14 protein-coding genes are annotated in these 17,116 nt (G+C 56.3%); 1 reads left to right on the forward strand and 13 read right to left on the reverse strand.

Translation table 11 applies throughout. The annotated features are described in order from the left end of the window. The first annotated feature begins 144 nt into the window (after positions 1 to 144). On the forward strand, positions 145 to 2,811 hold the full coding sequence (locus AB1644_09280; protein MEW6051235.1) for a valine--tRNA ligase: 2,667 nt from the start codon (positions 145 to 147) through the stop codon (positions 2,809 to 2,811). Between the two features lie 553 nt (positions 2,812 to 3,364). Here AB1644_09280 and AB1644_09285 read toward each other — a convergent pair. The 13 genes from AB1644_09285 to serS all read right to left on the reverse strand — a co-directional run bounded on the left by AB1644_09285 (position 3,365) and on the right by serS (position 16,940). Then, positions 3,365 to 3,811: a hypothetical protein gene (locus tag AB1644_09285; protein ID MEW6051236.1), complete on the reverse strand. Its 447-nt coding sequence runs from the start codon at positions 3,809 to 3,811 to the stop codon at positions 3,365 to 3,367. A 283-nt stretch (positions 3,812 to 4,094) separates the two neighbouring features. Continuing rightward, a complete protein-coding gene (locus AB1644_09290; protein MEW6051237.1) occupies positions 4,095 to 5,519 on the reverse strand; it encodes a sigma-54 dependent transcriptional regulator in 1,425 nt (474 codons plus the stop codon). 100 nt (positions 5,520 to 5,619) lie between these two features. Further along, positions 5,620 to 7,758, reverse strand: coding sequence for a response regulator (locus tag AB1644_09295; protein MEW6051238.1), 2,139 nt, complete (start codon positions 7,756 to 7,758; stop codon positions 5,620 to 5,622). After that, positions 7,755 to 9,152, reverse strand: coding sequence for an ATP-binding protein (locus tag AB1644_09300; protein MEW6051239.1), 1,398 nt, complete (start codon positions 9,150 to 9,152; stop codon positions 7,755 to 7,757). The genes AB1644_09295 and AB1644_09300 overlap by 4 nt, the downstream gene beginning before the upstream one ends. Then, positions 9,146 to 10,072: a cyanophycin synthetase gene (locus AB1644_09305; protein MEW6051240.1), complete on the reverse strand. Its 927-nt coding sequence runs from the start codon at positions 10,070 to 10,072 to the stop codon at positions 9,146 to 9,148. The genes AB1644_09300 and AB1644_09305 overlap by 7 nt, the downstream gene beginning before the upstream one ends. Beyond that, a complete protein-coding gene (locus tag AB1644_09310; GenBank protein MEW6051241.1) occupies positions 10,069 to 10,428 on the reverse strand; it encodes a hypothetical protein in 360 nt (119 codons plus the stop codon). Before AB1644_09310 ends, AB1644_09305 begins: the two co-directional genes overlap by 4 nt. Next, positions 10,425 to 11,270: an acetyl-CoA carboxylase, carboxyltransferase subunit beta gene (gene accD / locus AB1644_09315; protein MEW6051242.1), complete on the reverse strand. Its 846-nt coding sequence runs from the start codon at positions 11,268 to 11,270 to the stop codon at positions 10,425 to 10,427. Before accD ends, AB1644_09310 begins: the two co-directional genes overlap by 4 nt. A 13-nt stretch (positions 11,271 to 11,283) precedes the next feature. Continuing rightward, positions 11,284 to 11,760 carry a ribosomal protein S18-alanine N-acetyltransferase gene (rimI, locus tag AB1644_09320; protein MEW6051243.1) on the reverse strand — a complete coding sequence of 159 codons (477 nt, stop codon included), beginning with the start codon at positions 11,758 to 11,760 and terminating at the stop codon, positions 11,284 to 11,286. After that, positions 11,735 to 12,418 carry a tRNA (adenosine(37)-N6)-threonylcarbamoyltransferase complex dimerization subunit type 1 TsaB gene (gene tsaB, locus AB1644_09325; GenBank protein MEW6051244.1) on the reverse strand — a complete coding sequence of 228 codons (684 nt, stop codon included), beginning with the start codon at positions 12,416 to 12,418 and terminating at the stop codon, positions 11,735 to 11,737. Before tsaB ends, rimI begins: the two co-directional genes overlap by 26 nt. Then, on the reverse strand, positions 12,415 to 12,855 hold the full coding sequence (gene tsaE / locus AB1644_09330) for a tRNA (adenosine(37)-N6)-threonylcarbamoyltransferase complex ATPase subunit type 1 TsaE (GenBank protein MEW6051245.1): 441 nt from the start codon (positions 12,853 to 12,855) through the stop codon (positions 12,415 to 12,417). Before tsaE ends, tsaB begins: the two co-directional genes overlap by 4 nt. Next, the gene (locus AB1644_09335; protein MEW6051246.1) at positions 12,852 to 14,411 is read right to left on the reverse strand and encodes a response regulator; all 1,560 of its coding nucleotides are present in this window, start codon (positions 14,409 to 14,411) and stop codon (positions 12,852 to 12,854) included. Before AB1644_09335 ends, tsaE begins: the two co-directional genes overlap by 4 nt. Further along, a complete protein-coding gene (locus AB1644_09340; protein ID MEW6051247.1) occupies positions 14,368 to 15,675 on the reverse strand; it encodes a HAMP domain-containing sensor histidine kinase in 1,308 nt (435 codons plus the stop codon). Before AB1644_09340 ends, AB1644_09335 begins: the two co-directional genes overlap by 44 nt. After that, on the reverse strand, positions 15,675 to 16,940 hold the full coding sequence (gene serS / locus AB1644_09345; GenBank protein MEW6051248.1) for a serine--tRNA ligase: 1,266 nt from the start codon (positions 16,938 to 16,940) through the stop codon (positions 15,675 to 15,677). Before serS ends, AB1644_09340 begins: the two co-directional genes overlap by 1 nt. Between the last annotated feature and the right edge of the window lie 176 nt (positions 16,941 to 17,116).

The raw sequence follows: 17,116 nt of genomic DNA on the forward strand, positions 1-17,116 counted from the left end.
AATCCTTGCGCTATAAAGTAATGCCCAGCTCCATCAACAGGTGCCGCCCCTTGACAAACTCAGCCATGACGCCTATTATGCACGGCTAAAGAGCTACGGCTCCGTCATTTCCGGCGGCCGCCGAATATAACGAGCGGGAAACAGATGAGCAACAATACCGAAAGCAAAGATAAGAAATCCTCCGCCTACGATCCGCACGAGGTTGAGGACCGCATATACGCGAACTGGTTGACCGCCGGCTATTTTCACGGCGACCCTAATTCTCCTCAAAAGGCATACTCCGTGGTGATACCCCCGCCGAACGTCACCGATGTCCTTCATCTCGGTCATGCACTCAACAATACCGTTCAGGATATCCTGGTACGGCGCCATCGCATGGATCGCTTTGCCACTGAGTGGCTTCCCGGATGCGATCATGCCGGGATCGCAACACAGGTGATTGTCGAACGCCAATTGACTAAAGAAGGGACCAACCGCCGCCAGCTCGGCCGGGACAAGTTTGTCGAACGGACACGGTCCTGGGCCTACCGTAACAAAGATATCATCCTCGGGCAGCTTCGGAAGATCGGCTGTAGTTGCGACTGGGAGCGAACCCGCTTCACCCTCGATGATGGCCTGTCCAACGCCGTTGCGCTGACGTTCAGACATCTCTATGACAAGGGCTGGATCTACAAAGGGAACCGGATCGTCAATTGGTGCATATCGTGCAAGACCTCCCTGTCCGACGATGAAGTCGAACGCGAGAACAAAGACAGCCACCTCTGGTATATCAAATACAAACTCAAAGGGGCCGACGATTTCCTGACCGTCGCCACCACCCGTCCGGAAACCATGCTCGGCGACACGGCACTGGCAGTCTCTCCCAAAGATAGCCGGTACAAGAAATATGTGGGCAAGACCGTCATCCTGCCGATTCTCGAACGCGAGATACCCATCATCGCCGACAGTTACGTTGACCCCGAGTTCGGCACCGGCGTAGTAAAAGTCACCCCCGCCCACGACCCGAACGACTTTGAGATTGGCAAGCGTCATGACCTCGAAGAGATCAACATCCTCAATATCGACGGCACCCTCAATGAGAACGCCGGCAAATATAAGGGACTTGACCGCTTCGAGGGACGCCGGCAACTGGTCGATGACCTGCAAAAACGCGGGCTGATCGAGAAGGTCGACAAGTACGAACTGGTGGTCGGCACCTGTTATCGCTGTCACAACATTATTGAGCCTTATCTTTCCGAACAGTGGTTCGTGAAAATGAGCGAGATGGCCCAACCGGCAGTTGAGGCTGTCAAGACCGGCAAGCTCCGGTTCCACCCGGATTACTGGACCAAAACCTATCTGCACTGGATGGAAAACATCCGCGACTGGTGCATCTCCCGCCAACTCTGGTGGGGACATCGCATCCCGGTCTGGTACGCCGAAGACGGCACCATGTTCATCTCTGCCACCAGACCGACCGCAGAGCAGTGCAAACCATATGACCCTGCGTCCCTCAAGCAGGACGATGATGTCCTGGACACGTGGTTTTCCTCTTGGCTCTGGCCTTTTTCGACCTTCGGGTGGCCTGAGCAGACACCGGAACTCCAGAAGTTCTATCCGACCAAAGTGCTCGTGACCGCCTCGGAGATCATTTTTCTATGGGTCGCCCGCATGGTGATGGCCGGCTACGAGTTGATGGGGGAATGTCCGTTCACCGACGTCTATATCCACGGCACAGTGCGCGACGCTAACGGCATCAAGATGTCCAAATCACTCGGCAACGGCATCGACCCGCTCGAGATCATCGAAAAATACGGCGCCGACTCGCTCCGCATCTCCATGGTGCTTGCCACACCGGACGGCCAGGACCCCTGGATCAGCAAGAACACGTTCGAGGGGGGCCGCAATTTCGTCAACAAACTGTACCAGGTGTCGCGGTTCGTAATGATGCGCCTCGACGGTCGCCCGCCGGTGCTCGACAAAGTGGACGACACCGATCTGGTCCTGTTTGATCGATGGATACTCTCCCGCCTCGAGGGGACAATCGAGAACGTCAACAAGGCGTTCGCCGAGTACCGCCTGTCCGCTGCCGCCAAGACCCTGTACAATTTCGTGTGGGATGATTATTGCTCGTGGTATATCGAGTTGATCAAGCCGGACCAGCCGGGGCAGCCGATCCGCGAGAACTCCCTCAATGTCGCCACCTATGTGCTCCAGCAGATTCTTCGGCTCATGCACCCGTTCGTGCCGTTTGTCACCGAGGAAATCCAGCGCCAGTTATCGGGCGATGACAAGCGGACACTTGTGCTCGGTCCGTGGCCTTCCACCGATGGACGCCACAAGGACCTGAGGTTGGAGAACAGTCTGAAACAGATACAGGATGTGGTGACGGCTGTTCGTTCCATGCGCTCTGAGCTCAATGTCCCGCCCGGCAAGAAGGCGGACCTGTATATCAAAGTGAACGAACCGTCGCTGGGCACACTGCTCCAGAACCATATCGAGTATTTCCGCTCGCTGGCTCGTGTGGAGCAGTTGCACTGCGGCACCGATGTCAAGAAGCCGCCGTTTTCTTCATCAGCCGTAATCTCCGGCGCCGAGGTATTTTTGCCGCTCTCCGGGCTGATCGATCTGGAAACGGAAAAGGGACGCCTTCAAAAGAATCTGGACGAGTTGAAAGTGCAGCTTGAGAAGATTTCCAAGAAGCTGGCGAACGCCGATTTTCGTTCCAACGCCCCGAAGGACATTATCGATCGGGAAAAGGCCAAGAAGGAAGACTACCAGGAGCGGATCGAGAAACTCAACCGCAACCTCGAGCAGATCATGGGGTGGTGAGTTCTGTGCCGCACCTAACAGGTGCGCCTCCCCTTTGTTCGGTCAGGTCCTGCGACGCCGCGAGCGTCGTGTGACCTGACGGTCCCGCCCTCATTCCGCCGTAAGCCCTCCATTCCTCACGTTCGTCATTGCGAGCCCCGCTTCGAGCGGGGCGTGGCAATCTCGTTCCGTTGTAAGGCGGCAGACTGCCCACCATGTACGGTGGACCGACTGACCGAGGCGTCATTCCGAGAAGGCCCGCGCTTCGCGGACCGACGAGGAATCTGTCACGCACATCCATGCACACCTTGACGTGTCAGCGCATTCTCGCCGTCGTCGGATTGTCACGTCGTCCGCCTTCGGCGGACTCCTCACAATGACAGTTGAGCGGAAACGAGAGTCGCCCTCGTGTGTCATTCCCGCGTCAAGCGGGAACCCAGCGGGTGCCTCTGCCGTCTGTTCGAGCGGAGTCGAGAACCGCGTGCAGCCAGAGCTGGCTTCGCACACAAACAAGAAGACCGCCCAGAGGGGTCGGACGGTCTTCAACGGGAATGGGAAGGATATAAAACGGCAGTCAGTTCCGGTGCTTGTGTGCCAGTTCACCAAGAAACGTTGCCAGGCTCTTGGCTCCGGCGGCATCCGGATACGACGCCATCTCCAAAGGGAGTACGTAGTCAACTGCGTGTCCAATGGACTCGCCGACAAATTTGCGTATCGTCTCAGTCAATCGTCGGCCCGCCGCCTCCGCCCCCTGGCGCGAGGTTTCGGGAAACAACAACGCCAGCGAACTCTGGTCTACAAAACTGACCACATCGCTGGCTCTAATGTGTGCCCGCACAGCACCCTCGATCCCGGACAATCGGTCCGGACTCCAACCGCCCAGCAGGTTTTCCAGACCGGACAGGTCTATGACCACCAGCGAGACAAAGATCCGGTACCGCTCGGCCCGTTTTAGCTCAATCCCCGCGTGGCTGAGAAACGGGTCTCCACTCACAAGAGACATGCTCGTGCTGTCATTCATAGCTCACTCCGTCCAGGTGCCCGTACCTGTTCAACCTTAGTACAGCAACATTCATTCCATAATTCTGAACGCCCGGTTATCCACAGCTTTTCTACATGAGTTTATACATCGCACGGTAACAGAGCGCGCACAACCTGCTTTCGTACAGAAAGTTATGAATGAACCTGCTGTGGCGTGACATCAGCGCGGCTGTTCAGCAATGTTCAGAAATTATGCAGGGTTTTGCAGGAATGTGGTGGGGTGGCCAGTAAATGCGAGACCGGCTGGATCGGCGCAATGATTGTTACTTGGCGGTATTGAGATTGTAGTCTTTGATCTTGTACAGCAACGACCGGTAGCTTATCTGGAGAATCTCAGCCGCTTTCCGCCGGTTCCAGTTCGTCTTGTTAAGGACTTCGGCGATGAGCTTCTTTTCTTCGTCGGCGACCGTGCGGCCTACGCGGTTTTTGAGGGCAAACGAATCGGTTCCATTCCCTGCCGGCGTCTCAGCCGGCATCATTTCCTGGTGGTGTGGGGCCGTATGCAGAGGGGCCGGCGAAAATTGGCTCGTTGCAATGAGTTCTCGGATAATGCTCTCGTCACCTCGTACTACTACCTGTTTGATCATATTCTCGAGCTGCCGGACATTCCCAGGCCAGCTGAAATTGACCAACTGGTTGACCGTATCCGGCGAAAGTTGCCCGTATTCGCGTTTGTACAGCCTATTGTACTTGTCGAGGAAATGAGTCACCAGCAGTGAAATATCTTCACGTCGCTCGCGCAGTGGGGGAAGAAGCAAGGTGATCTCATTGAGGCGATAAAACAGGTCGTCGCGAAAACCATGCTCGGCAATCGCCCGCTCCAGGTTTCGGTTGGTGGCACAGATAATCCGGACATCGACGTGGATGTTGTGGATACCCCCCACCCTCACGAACTCCTGCTGTTCCAGCACCTGAAGCAGCTTGGACTGGAGCTCGAGCGGCATGTCCCCGATTTCATCGAGGAACATCGTCCCTTTGTTAGCCAGCTCAAAGCGTCCCTGTTTCTGCTTGTGAGCACCGGTGAAGGCTCCCTTTTCGTAGCCGAACAGTTCCGCCTCAAGGAGGTCGCGCGGAATGGCGGCACAGTTCACTTTGACAAACGGGTGGTCCCGCCGGCCCGACAACTGGTGCAGCGAACGAGCAACTATCTCTTTGCCGGTACCGGATTCTCCCCGGATAAGGACAGTCAGTTCCGAGTCGGCAACCTGTTCGATGATAGCTTTAACACGGCCCATTGCGCCGGAGTCGCCGATAAATCCGGCGTAGCTGCTTTTTGACTGGAGCTCTTTTCTGAGATCACTCACCTCGCGTTTGAGCCGTGACTTTTCAAGGACCCCGTTGATATGGATCTCGACTTCTTTGACATCGAACGGCTTGTCGATAAACTCCGCAGCCCCCAGTTTCACCGATTCCACCACGTATTTGGTGTCACCATGCCCGGAGATCATGATCACATCCGGGCGCCCCTCGAGTTTGTTGAGTTTTTCGAGCACCTCCAGACCGGTCATGCCCGGCATTTTGATGTCCAGCAGGATGAGGTCCGGCTTTTCGGTCGAGACCATCTGGATCCCCTCAATGCCGTCTCGCGCGGAGACAAACTCGAAACTGTTGGCGAGTCCCTCGGTCAGGATCCAAGAAACCTTCGGGTCATCATCGATGACGAGTATTTTTACCTTTGGTTTGGCCATATCTTGCTTGGACTTACTTCACTGGAAAGTATCGGCAGGGGTCCGAACAAATCAAGTCCGTTTTTGAGGTTTATTGCCACTTTTCGGCAAATCTGTGCAGCTATGCAGTGGCGGGAATCGGGAAATAGACAGTGAAGCAGGTGCCGACCCCTTCTGTCGACTCTACCTTGAGTGTGCCACCATGAGCGGATATGATCCGTTCGACTACTGCCAGTCCAAGTCCGGTACCAGTTTCTTTGGTGGTGTAATAGCGGTCGAATATCTTGGCCAGGTTCTCTTTCTTTATGCCGAATCCTGTATCGGCCACCCTGATCGCCAAATAGTCCAGCTTCTTGTGTTCCGGTCTCTCTTTGAGACCGGTGACGGTCAAGGTCCCCCCTTTCGGCATGGCATCGACAGCATTGATGAACAGATTCAAGAACAGTTCGAGGACCTGGTTCTTATTGACGATTATCTCATAGTCGAATTCATCGAAAGCGGTCTTGAAAGCCACCCGTTTCTTGCGCATGTCGGGACCGACCAGCTCTGATGCGCGGATGATGATCTGCCGAAGATCCGTCTTGGTTGTCTCGTACTTATTGGGATTGGAAAAGTCGACCAGTTCGCGCACCAGCTCGTTCATGCGGTAGATCTCGTCCTCGACCGTTTTGAAGAACTCGGAGCGTTCGGTCAATTCCGGCCAGCGCTGGCGGATGATATCGAGTCCCCCCTTGATGGAGGTGAGCGGTTTGCGCAAGTCGTGGGAGATCTCCGAGATCATGTTCCCCATAGTCAGCAGACGGGTGGCGTTGAGGAGCGATTTCTCCCGTTCAAACAGGAGGGCCGCCTGCGATATTACCAGCCTGGCCAGCGAAACATCATCCCGGCTGTAGCGGCGGTCCGACCTGGCGCCAAGACAGAATACATAGGCCAGTTCGCTGCTCCGGAGGATCGGCACGGCCATGAAAGCACCCGACGGATTCGGATAATGCACGTGGTCACTGAGGCGGGCGGCCACAATGGCCGATACCCGCGACACATCTCCCAGATCAACGTTCTCGAGATCCAGGCCCCCCAGCATCATGCTGTCGCGCGACATGCGGCTAAGGTCGATCCGTCCGCTTTCCGTCAGGGGGATATCGGCCAGACCAACTGCGCCATCGGGGACAAGTGTGCCGGTTGCGGCGATCCAGTTGAACCAGATGGCGTAATCGATGGGAAATACGCGCTGCAATTTCTTCACCAGCACGTTTCGAAAACTCGCGATAGTCTGGATGTTGGGCAACTCGTTTGATATTTCGTGGAGGATCTCAAATTCTTCCAATCGCCGCCGGCTCTTCTCGAATTGGTAGGCGTCATCGACCGCAATCGCCGCCTGCGAGGCAAACGTGCTGAGGAGGCGGAGGTCATCCTGCGTGAACGGTTTGCCCTCCTGCTTGTTGGCCATATTGATGACCCCGAGAACATCGTTCTTGATGCGGAGCGGTGTGCAAAGCAGGGATGCGGTGCCGTACCGTTCCTGGTTGATCCGCCGAAAGCGCTCATCGTGTTCCACATCGACCACCATCAGGGCTTCGCCGGTGTGGGCCACGTATCCGGCAATCGACTCACCAATAGGAAGACGGGTTGAATGAACGATTGTCTCATCGAGGCCGATGGCAGCCTCGATAGTGAGGAACTCCCTGGCCTCATCGAGCAGCATGATCGAGCCGACCTGCGCCTCGGTCACGGCCGAGGCGAGCACCACGATCTGGCGGAGCAGTTCGGAGAGATTGAGCGATGAACCGATCGATTTGCCCGCCTCGTACAAGGCATTCAGTTCGCCGATGCGCCGCTGGAGTATGATGTTGGAGAGTTTAAGCTCTTCCACCAGGCGAAGACGCGCCAGCTCCGCGCGCCGCTTGTCTATCGCCCGTTTGACCGCCAATTCCAGGTGGTGAAACTCGACCGGTTTGAGCAGGTAGTCGTACGCCCCTTTGCCGATAGCTTCGAGCGCAGAATCCAAAGAGGCATACCCGGTCATCAGGATGACCGGGATCCCTTCGTCCACTTCTTTGACGGCACGGAGTATTTGGATACCGTCCATCTCCGGCATCTTGATATCGGTCACCACCAGATCGACTTTCTCGGTCCGAATGACTTCGACCGCCTCGACTGACCGCTGGAAACCGGCCACTTGGTAGCCATCTCCCTGCAGCAGAGCGGTCAGCGAGTCGCACATCCGCTTCTCGTCGTCGATGATGATGATCTTCTCGCTCATGTGATCTGGCGTCCCTTGTCCTTCGGAGCGGTCGGCAGACTGATGGAGAAGCAGCCGCCGGGATGAAGGTTTCTGAATGTTATCGACCCGTTGTGGCTGCGGATTATGCTGTGACAGACCGAAAGTCCAAGTCCGGTCCCCTTCCCGGGCTCCTTGGTCGTGAAAAACGGGTCAAACACGCGAGGCACCAGTTCTTCGGGAATTCCCGGACCGGTATCACAGAAATCAATGGTCAGGCTCTCCCCCTCGGCGTAAACGGAGATGGTCAGTCGGCCGCTTTCCGGCATGGCGTCACGCGCATTGATGATCAGGTTCAGAAACACCTGTTTCAGATTGTCCGCTACCGCCAGAACAGCGGGCGTTGGCGCGTCTATCCGCGTTTCCAGCGCGATATTATTGGCCGCCAGCAGTCGTTCGGTCAGCACCAGCACCTCGGCAATGATGGGCGGTACCGAGAGCGGCTCGAACTTGAGCGGCTTGGGACGGTGGAAGTCGAGCAATTGTCGCACAATGGCCGCGATGCGATCGATCTCCTGCTCGACGATCCCGGTAAAGGCACGGACATCGCTACTTGCCGCGGCCGCTCGTTTGATCAGGACCAGATAGTTCTTGATGATACCGAGCGGGTTGTTCACTTCGTGCGCGATCTTCGCGGACATTTCTCCCAAAGCCGCCATCCGTTCCGACTGGATGAGCTGTTCCTGTGCGGCGCGCAACTGTTGAGTGGCCAGCCGCTCCCCCTCGTACAGGCGTGCGTTTTCAATTGCCACCGCGATCTGGTTGCCAAGTATGGAGAGAAACTCGATATCGTCGGTCTGAAACTCGCGACCGGAGATCTTATCCGCCATAGCGAAGATGCCGATGAGGCGCGTCTGATATATCAACGGTACTATGATGCCCGGATCAAAACAGAGCAGGATGGCCGTCTCAGAAGGCGTGGCGAGGTCTTTCAGCAACTCGGCGGTCAGGACCGGACGATTCAGTTTCGTCAGGTACTCTGCTACACGGGAGCTGGATTCGAACTGGTGTTCCGGTGGCGGGAAGTTGCCCGAGCCCTTGTATTTGGTGAGATAGAACTTCTCCCCCTGTCCATCCTTCTTGAGGAAGATCGCGCCTTTGAGCGCTCCAACCTGCCCCAGACAGGTAAAGATGAACGTGTCGAGCAGTGACTGGTATTTGAGGACAGCGCTGAAGTTCCGGCTGATCTCGAAAATGGTGTAAAGATCGAAGATCTTTCTCTTGAGTTGGCGGTTGGTCTCGGTCAGCAGGACCAGCTTGTCCTCAAGCTCCCCCTTGAGTTCCTCAAGCGACTCGCCCGTCGGACCGTCGTGGCCGCCGGGCTTGGCGGCCGGAACCGCAGCCGGTTTGCCGCTTTTTTTCAACCGTTTCACCATTTCAATTTACCGTATATGCTCAAGAACTCGCCTACCAGGTAGTGTGAACCGGACACGACTATTATATCGTCAGGTGTCAGGGAGCGCACCAGCCTTTCGTACGCACCGCGTATATCGTGGCTGCGGCGCGCCGTCATGCCCAATTCAGTGCAGATCTGCTGCATCTCGCGCGTGTCGCCGCTGCGCTTAGTCTTCAGTCTCACGATGTCGATCGATGCCGCGATCTCGGACAAGGATTTGAACATCTCACGATGCTGTTTCTTCTTCACGAACCCAACAATTACCGCAGCCCTTCGGCTGGGAAATTTGAGCTTGAACGCCTCTACGAAGGCAGACACACCGCCCATGTTGTGGCCGACATCGAGGATCACGGTGGGCCGGTGTGGCAAGCGAAGAATCTGAAAGCGGCCCGCCCAGGCGGTGCCTTCAATGCCTCTCTGCACTGCCGCCTTCGTCAGCACAACTCCCCGTTTCTTGAGCACGGAAACTGTCAGCAGGACCAACGCGGTGTTGCGCAGTTGGTGGACACCTATGAGCGATGGTTTCAGCGATCGCAAAGTCAACTGGTCAGAACGAAAATCAAGTTGCAGCGATCTCGGATGGATAATGAAGCTATCCTCTCTCAATCGATGCAAGGGCGCCCGCCGTGCTTCACACGTTCGCGACATCACTTCATCTGCCACTTTGGGCAGAAGCCCGATAACATGAGGCACGTGCGGTTTGATGATCCCGGCCTTCTCGCGAGCTATGTGTCTCAACGTTGAACCCAGAACATCCGTGTGATCGAAATTGATATCGGTGACGATCGTCATGATCGGTGCCAGGACATTGGTAGCATCGAGCCGTCCGCCGAGGCCAACCTCGATAACCCCGATGTCAATATGAGCGTCCGCGAAATGCCCGAACGCCAGCGCGGTCACCAATTCGAAAAACGAGAGTTTTTTTTTACGAGTTCAGGGCGATGCGCATTGATGAAGCGGGTCACCACCCGGCGCGGGATCATCTCACCGTCCACCCGGATGCGTTCGCGGAAATCGACCAGATGAGGCGACGTATACAAACCGGTGCGGTACCCCTGTGCCCGGAGAACGGCATCGAGCATAGCGGCCGTGGAACCCTTACCGTTGGTGCCGGCGATATGAATGGTACGATATGCGCGCTGGGGGTTTCCGAGTCGGTCGAGAAAGGCGGTGATATTCTCAAGCCCGAGTTTCATACCGAAGAACTCGCGGCTGAGAATGAACCGCTCGGCCTGGGCGTAGGAGTGACGCTTCACCGCTGCCTCCAGAAATAATGCAGAAGTTTGACCAAGGTGTCTCTCATGTCCTTACGGTCCACGATCTTGTCCAGGAATCCTTTGTCGAGAAAGAATTCTGATGACTGGAACCCTTCGGGCAGATCCTGTCCGATCGTCTGTTGAATGACACGCGGCCCGGCAAATCCCAGGAGCGCCTTTGGTTCCGCGATGATGACATCTCCAAGCGACGCATACGACGCCATAACGCCGGCGGTGGTCGGATTGGTCAGCACCGAGATATACGGAATTCTCTTTTCGGCCAGAATGGCAAGCAGCCCGGAGGTCTTGGCCATCTGCATCAGCGAGAGTATCCCCTCCTGCATACGGGCGCCGCCGGAGCACGAAACGATGATCAACGGTATTTCTTTCTCGATCGCGCGCTCGATGGCGCGTGCGATTTTTTCGCCGACCACTGACCCCATGGAACCACCGATGAAGGAAAAATCCATGATCGCAAATGAGACCGGCATGCCGTCGATCTCGCCCAGGCCGCTGATAACTCCCTCCACGCTTTCTGCCTTTTCCTGCGCAGCCTTCAGTCGGTCAGGATACCGCTTGGAGTCTTTGAAACCGAGAGGGTCGACTGACGACAGCATGTTGTCGAACTCCTCCAGGCGGCCGCCGTCGAGGAGGATCTCAAGGTACTTGCGGCTGGATATGCGGAAATGGTAACTGCACTTGGGGCAGACCCAAAGCAGCGTTTCCATTTTCTTGGTATAGACTATCTCGCCGCAGGACTCGCACTTGGTCCAGAGTCCCTCGGGAATATTCCGTTTTTCCTGCGGGACCAGTCCCGATTTGGCTTTACGAAACCATTCCATAGTCGATCCGCCGTTACGGTCGGGTCAGGTATCTCACCATCACCTGGGCATCCTCGATCGGACGGCGATAATAATTGCGCCGCCGATAGAGCTGTTCGAAGCCGAACTTTGTGTAGAAGGCGATGGCGGCTGCATTGGAGATACGGACCTCCAAAAGCAGCATTTCGCACCGGTGTTCATTAACGATGTCCAAGATACGCTGCATCAACCGGTTGGCAACTGATTTTCGACGCCACGCCGGCGCCACCGCGATATTCGCCAAATGCGCCTCCTGGGCCACAATAAGATAGCAGGCATAACCGATTATTTCTCCCCGGCATTCCGCCACCAGCCCGCCCCAGTCGGGACTCTCGAGCTGCTCCTCAAACGCCTCTCGCGGCCACGGGTCAGGGAACACCAATCGCTCCATAGCCAGTACGGTATCGATATCCTGCGGCCCAAGATACCGGATTGTGATTGCCGGTTCAGCCCTGTCGGTTTCGCTGTTCAAAACGAATCTCCGCCTGAGACTTTTGAAGGTACAACGGTTCGAGCGTGGTGAGGTCGTCCGGCCGGCCCTGTTCCAGTCGCAACCTACCAAGTTGCAGAAGGTAGGCCGCATCGAATGACAACTCGGATTGGCCATCGGGACTTCGCAATCGCGGAAGCGAATGTTGCAGATCGAATCCGATCGCCACATGATGAAGCTCTCCACTCTCTTGTATCACCTGTTCGTGCGTTAGAATGCGAATCTGGTTCAGATCACAGGCGCCATTTACTACGGTACCCATGAACAGTTCATCTTTCTTGAGAGGGATGAGAACACGGATTGGCTCGCGCATTTCCGACAGGCGGTAGGCCGCAACCTCGAACGTACTTATGCCCACAACGGGCAGGTGGAGCGCCACGGCCATCCCCTTTGCGGCTGCAAGGCCGATGCGAAGACCGGTAAACGAGCCGGGGCCGATCGAGACAACTATGCCGTGGAGATTTCGAGTCGTCAGCCCAGCCGACGCCAATAGCTCCCCGATCTTCTTGGTCAACACTTGCCCGTGCGAGCGCTCCATCAACTCTTCTGATTTCACCAGCCGGTCGGCACCGAAGCTCACCGCCAGTTTGAGCGCTCTGGTGGAGCTGTCGATTGCCAGCAGATTGTCAAATGGACTCACGACTGCTCCACAAGCGCGATGTCGATAGTGCGCCGGGTGTCATCGACCAGCGTGAACTCGATGAGATAGTATCGTGCCGGCAGGAGAAATTCGGCCCGTTCTCCCCATTCGATGACCGTGATACCGTCACGACTCAGATATTCGTCCCAACCGATTTCATACAGCTCAACCACGTCGCTGAGGCGGTAGAGGTCGAAATGAAACAGCGGCGGCTTGCCGGGGTACTCGTTGACGAAACCATATGACGGCGACGTGACCAGTTGGTCGTCAATACCCAAGCCTTGTGCCAGGCCCCTGACGAAAACAGTTTTGCCGGCACCCAGCGGGCCTTTGAGCACAATGACCTCACCGGTGTGAAACGAGGTCGCCAGCCGCTTGGCCAGAGCCAGCGTCTCCAGTTCCGAATGTGATGTGATGCTGAGCGCGTGCACGGTCATTTGGGACGTAGCACGGCCACCGGCACCACCATTTCATCAAGCGAGATGCCGCCATGCTGGAACGAGTTCTGGAACTGTCGCACCATCTCGTTGTAATTGTTCGGATACACGAAATAGAAATCTTCTTTGGCCAGAATATAGGTGGTAGCCAGATTGAATTTCGGCAGGCGCCACTGCTCCGGTTTCTTGATGAGGATCGATTCCTTGGGATCCGAGTTTAAGTTGTCGCCGTATTTGTAGCGCAGGTTTGTTGAGGTGCTCCGTTTTCCGTGCGCCATGGTGCCGCGCTGACACAACACCGAGCCATGGTCTGATGTGATGACCACCGTGAACTTACGCGAGGCGAACGCCTTGATGATGGCGAAAAGCGGTGAATGAACAAACCAGGTTTGCATGAGCGTCCGAAACGCCGCCTCGGTGCCGGCGATCTCCTTGAGGATGACATTATTGGAGCGTCCGTGCGCCAGAATATCGAGGAAGTTGAAGACGAACGTGACGAGCGCCGAATCGAAAAAGTCCGCTACGCGCTTGGCGTATTCCTCCCCCTCCGTATTGTTGTACACTTTGAGGTACTTGAACTGCTTGTCCAGCCGGATCCCCTGACGGGCCAGGTTGTCCGCCAGGAAGCGGTCTTCCATGCGGTTGAGCGAGCCCTCGTCCTGGACCTTGTAGTTGTCCGGGTAGGTGCGGTCGATGTCATCGGGAAACATCCCCGCGAACAGCGCGTTGCGCGCAAAGGGCGTGGCACTCGGCAGAAGGGAAAAGTAATAGTGCCTTTCCACATTGTAAAACTCCGCCACCAGCGGTTCGACCAGCATCCACTGGTCCAGCCGCATGCAGTCCACCACGATGAAGAGAACCTTTCGCTTCTGCTTCAGTTCGGGGACGACAAAGCTCCCCACCACGTCGGGTGAGAGCATGGGGCGCTTTTCCGACGACAGCCACCGCAGATACCGGCTTTCTATGTACTTGGTGAACTCCGTGTTCCACTCCCGGTGTGTCCCATCATGCGTGTCCCTGAGTCCCGGGTCGTTGCCGCGGTCGAGTTCCAGATTCCATTCGGCGATCAGGCGCGCCGCTTCGTGCCAATCCCGTGGCTCAATGTCGCCATAGAGCTTCTGGCTGAAACGGTTGATCTCGGTGATATAGCGCCGCATCGAGGAGGAGCTGATGATCCGTTTGGCATCAAGGATCCGCTTGATGACCAGCAGGATCTGCGAAGGGATGACCGGCTTGACAAGGTAATCATCGATCTTCTGCCCGATCGCCTGATCCATCAGACTCTCTTCTTCGGATTTGGTCACCATCACGACCGGCAGATGCGGCCTGAGGTCTTTGATCTCTTCCAGGGTGGAGAGGCCATCTTTGCCGGGCATATGCTCATCCAGGAGCACCAGGTCATACGCCTGATTCTGGACAGCCGCCACCGCATCATCACCCGACATGACGGGCGTAACGGCAAACCCGCGCTTCTCCAGAAAGAGAATGTGCGGTTTCAGCGAGTCGATCTCGTCATCGACCCACAGGATTTTCTTCTGATCGACTGTTGTCGCCATTCTTCACCCGTCGATTAGCTTGTTCGAGCGGCAAGGCCAAACGAAAGATCGTCTCACCGGGCTGTGATTTGTCCAGCCAGATGCGTCCGCCGTGATACTCTACGATGATCCGTCGCACCAACGTCAGGCCAAGTCCCCAGCCTCGTTTTTTGGTCGTGAAACCGGGCTGAAAGATCTTCCGCGCCGCGGCCGGCGTTATACCTTTGCCGCTGTCTTTTACTTCCACTTCAATGTGTCGTCCGTCCCCCGAAGGTGTAGTTCTCAAGTCGATTGCACCGGTTTTGGAGTCGACTGCCTCTATGGCGTTCTTCGTCAGATTCTCAAGCGCCCAGGTGAATAGTTCCGGATTCAGGGGAACCGTCGGAATCTCGCCAGGGTTAAACCGGATCTGTATTCCTTTGCCCTGAAACGGCAGGCGCCGGCGATAATAGTCCGCCACTTCCTGCACCAGTTCATTCGCGTCGGACATCCGGAGTTCCGGGGTCGACCCGATCTGTCCGAAACGGTTGGTGACGCGCTGAAGCCGTGCGATATCCACTTTCATATTGTCAACGATTGAGCCAAGCTGCTGGTTCGCGGACGCTGAGCCGCGCTCGGCACACTCTCCCTCGATCATTTCAATCCACCCCATGAGCGACGACAGCGGCGTCCCAAGCTGGTGTGCCGTCTCCTTGGCCATGCCAACCCAGATATGCCGCTCTTCGCTGCGCCGGATGGTCTGGAAGCCGATGATTCCCACCACCATGAACGCCAGCACAATGCCGATCTGGATAAACGGCATGATGCGAAGCTGATTGATGACTTCGGAATCGCCGTAGAGGAAATAGTTGACATGCTTGCCGGCAAAGTAAAGCGGATACTCACCATTATGGCCGTGCATCGAAGCGGCTTTCAGTCGCAACAGCGCATGGGACGTCGCGGTGGTGTCCTCGGGCGAAATGCCTGCCAGGTTTCGCCAGTAGAGCGGCTCGTGCATCGAGTCGGTCACGATGATCGGGAAGGTGGCCTTGACGATGATCTCGTTGAAGATGAACTGAAGCTCGTTGCCCGAGGTCGGCGAATTGGCGGCCAGCTGCCACAACTTGACGTATTTCTCCACCTGGTCCCGCGTGTCATGCTGCAGCTGCCGGATAACCGCGAACGTGTACCAAATGAACATTGTGGAGATAACGATCACTCCGATCAGGAGGAACACTTTCAGATACGTGGACTTCCCGATATACAGATCGGACGTCCGCGGGAGGATTCGCCCGGACCACGCCATCAGCCGATCTTTTCCATTCCGCGCATGTATGGCCGAAGCGGTTCCGGTACGGTAACGGTGCCGTCGGCGTTCTGATAATTCTCGAGTATGGTCGGAACCAGTCGAGCCAGCGCCAGGCCTGAGCCGTTGAGCGTGTGGGGGAATTTGACGGTCTTATCGGTGTCGCGAAACTTGCAGCCCATGCGGCGCGCCTGGAAATCCTCGAAATTCGACACGGAAGAGATTTCGAGATACTTCTCCACTCCTGCCGCCCAGAGTTCGATGTCAAAGCACTTGGCAGACGCGAACGAAAGGTCGCCGGAAGCAAGCATGGATATCCGATACGGCAGCTTGAGACCCTGGACTATCTTCTCGGCTTGAGCCAGAAGTGAATCCAGTTCGCCGTAGGAATTTTCCGGTCTGACAATCTTAACCAGCTCAACCTTGTCGAACTGATGCACGCGGATCATCCCTCGGGTATCCTTGCCGGCGGCGCCGGCCTCGCGGCGAAAACAGGGTGTGTAGGCCACCATGTAGATCGGAAGCTGCTCGTGCGAAAGTATCTCCTGCTTGTAGAGATTCGTCACCGGCACTTCGGCCGTCGGGATCAGCCACATCTGGTCCCCTTCGGTCTTATACATATCCTCCGCCAATTTGGGCAACTGCCCGGTTCCGAACATCGTGTCCGAGGTCACCAGGTACGGTACTTTGTGCTCAACGAAACCGGCAGCGGCGTGAGTGTCCAGCATGTAATTGACCAGCGCCCGTTCGAGCAGGGCACCAGCCCCTTTCAACACATAGAACCCTGATCCGGAAATCTTCGAGGCTCTGGGTAGATCCATAATCCCAAGCTTCTCACCGATCTCCCAATGGGGCAGGACCTTAAAACCGGGTTTCGGGATCTCGCCCCACTGCTTGACCACAACGTTGGCGGACTCGTCTTTCCCCACCGGCACCGATTCGTGCGGGATATTGGGGACCCAGATGAGCAGTCCGTTCATCTCATCTTCGAGCCGCCTCAGTTCGGCATCGTTCGCGGCGATCTCATCCCCCACCTTTCGCATCGCGGCAATGGTCGCTTCGACCGGTTCTCCGGCCTTCTTCTTTTTGGCGATTTCGTCTGAGACACGGTTTCGCTCAGCTTTGAGCTGGTCGGTCTTCTGAATGCCTTCACGTCGCCGGTGATCCAGCCGGAGGATGGCGTCAATATCACACGAGTGGTTTTTCTTGTTTATTCCGGCCTTGACCAGGTCTGGATGTTCCCGGATGAATTTAAGGTCAAGCATCTAATGTCCTGTCTGCCAATAGGTTCTTTCGTATTAGGTGGCAACTGGTGCGGCTACAGTATAGGGGATTGCAAGCGGCAAGTCAAACCCAGTCGGGTGGGCTGATGCTGCCGACAGTCGACGCCCTGTCCTCAGATTCCGCTTGCGCTTTCTGTATTGGGCTATAACTTAGAGGA

It is taken from the genome of Candidatus Zixiibacteriota bacterium (assembly GCA_040753875.1).
In the GTDB taxonomy this organism is placed as follows: domain Bacteria; phylum Zixibacteria; class MSB-5A5; order GN15; family FEB-12; genus DATKJY01.

What these genes read in the sequence shown, in the direction of transcription:
- AB1644_09300 (MEW6051239.1), bottom strand. Translation starts at nt 9,152, where the DNA reads ATGGTGAAACGGTTGAAAAAAAGCGGCAAACCGGCTGCGGTTCCGGCC.
- AB1644_09290 (MEW6051237.1), bottom strand. Translation starts at nt 5,519, where the DNA reads ATGGCCAAACCAAAGGTAAAAATACTCGTCATCGATGATGACCCGAAG.
- AB1644_09280 (MEW6051235.1), top strand. Translation starts at nt 145, where the DNA reads ATGAGCAACAATACCGAAAGCAAAGATAAGAAATCCTCCGCCTACGAT.
- AB1644_09295 (MEW6051238.1), bottom strand. Translation starts at nt 7,758, where the DNA reads ATGAGCGAGAAGATCATCATCATCGACGACGAGAAGCGGATGTGCGAC.
- AB1644_09340 (MEW6051247.1), bottom strand. Translation starts at nt 15,675, where the DNA reads ATGGCGTGGTCCGGGCGAATCCTCCCGCGGACGTCCGATCTGTATATC.
- accD (MEW6051242.1), bottom strand. Translation starts at nt 11,270, where the DNA reads ATGGAATGGTTTCGTAAAGCCAAATCGGGACTGGTCCCGCAGGAAAAA.
- tsaE (MEW6051245.1), bottom strand. Translation starts at nt 12,855, where the DNA reads ATGACCGTGCACGCGCTCAGCATCACATCACATTCGGAACTGGAGACG.
- AB1644_09335 (MEW6051246.1), bottom strand. Translation starts at nt 14,411, where the DNA reads ATGGCGACAACAGTCGATCAGAAGAAAATCCTGTGGGTCGATGACGAG.
- AB1644_09285 (MEW6051236.1), bottom strand. Translation starts at nt 3,811, where the DNA reads ATGAATGACAGCACGAGCATGTCTCTTGTGAGTGGAGACCCGTTTCTC.
- serS (MEW6051248.1), bottom strand. Translation starts at nt 16,940, where the DNA reads ATGCTTGACCTTAAATTCATCCGGGAACATCCAGACCTGGTCAAGGCC.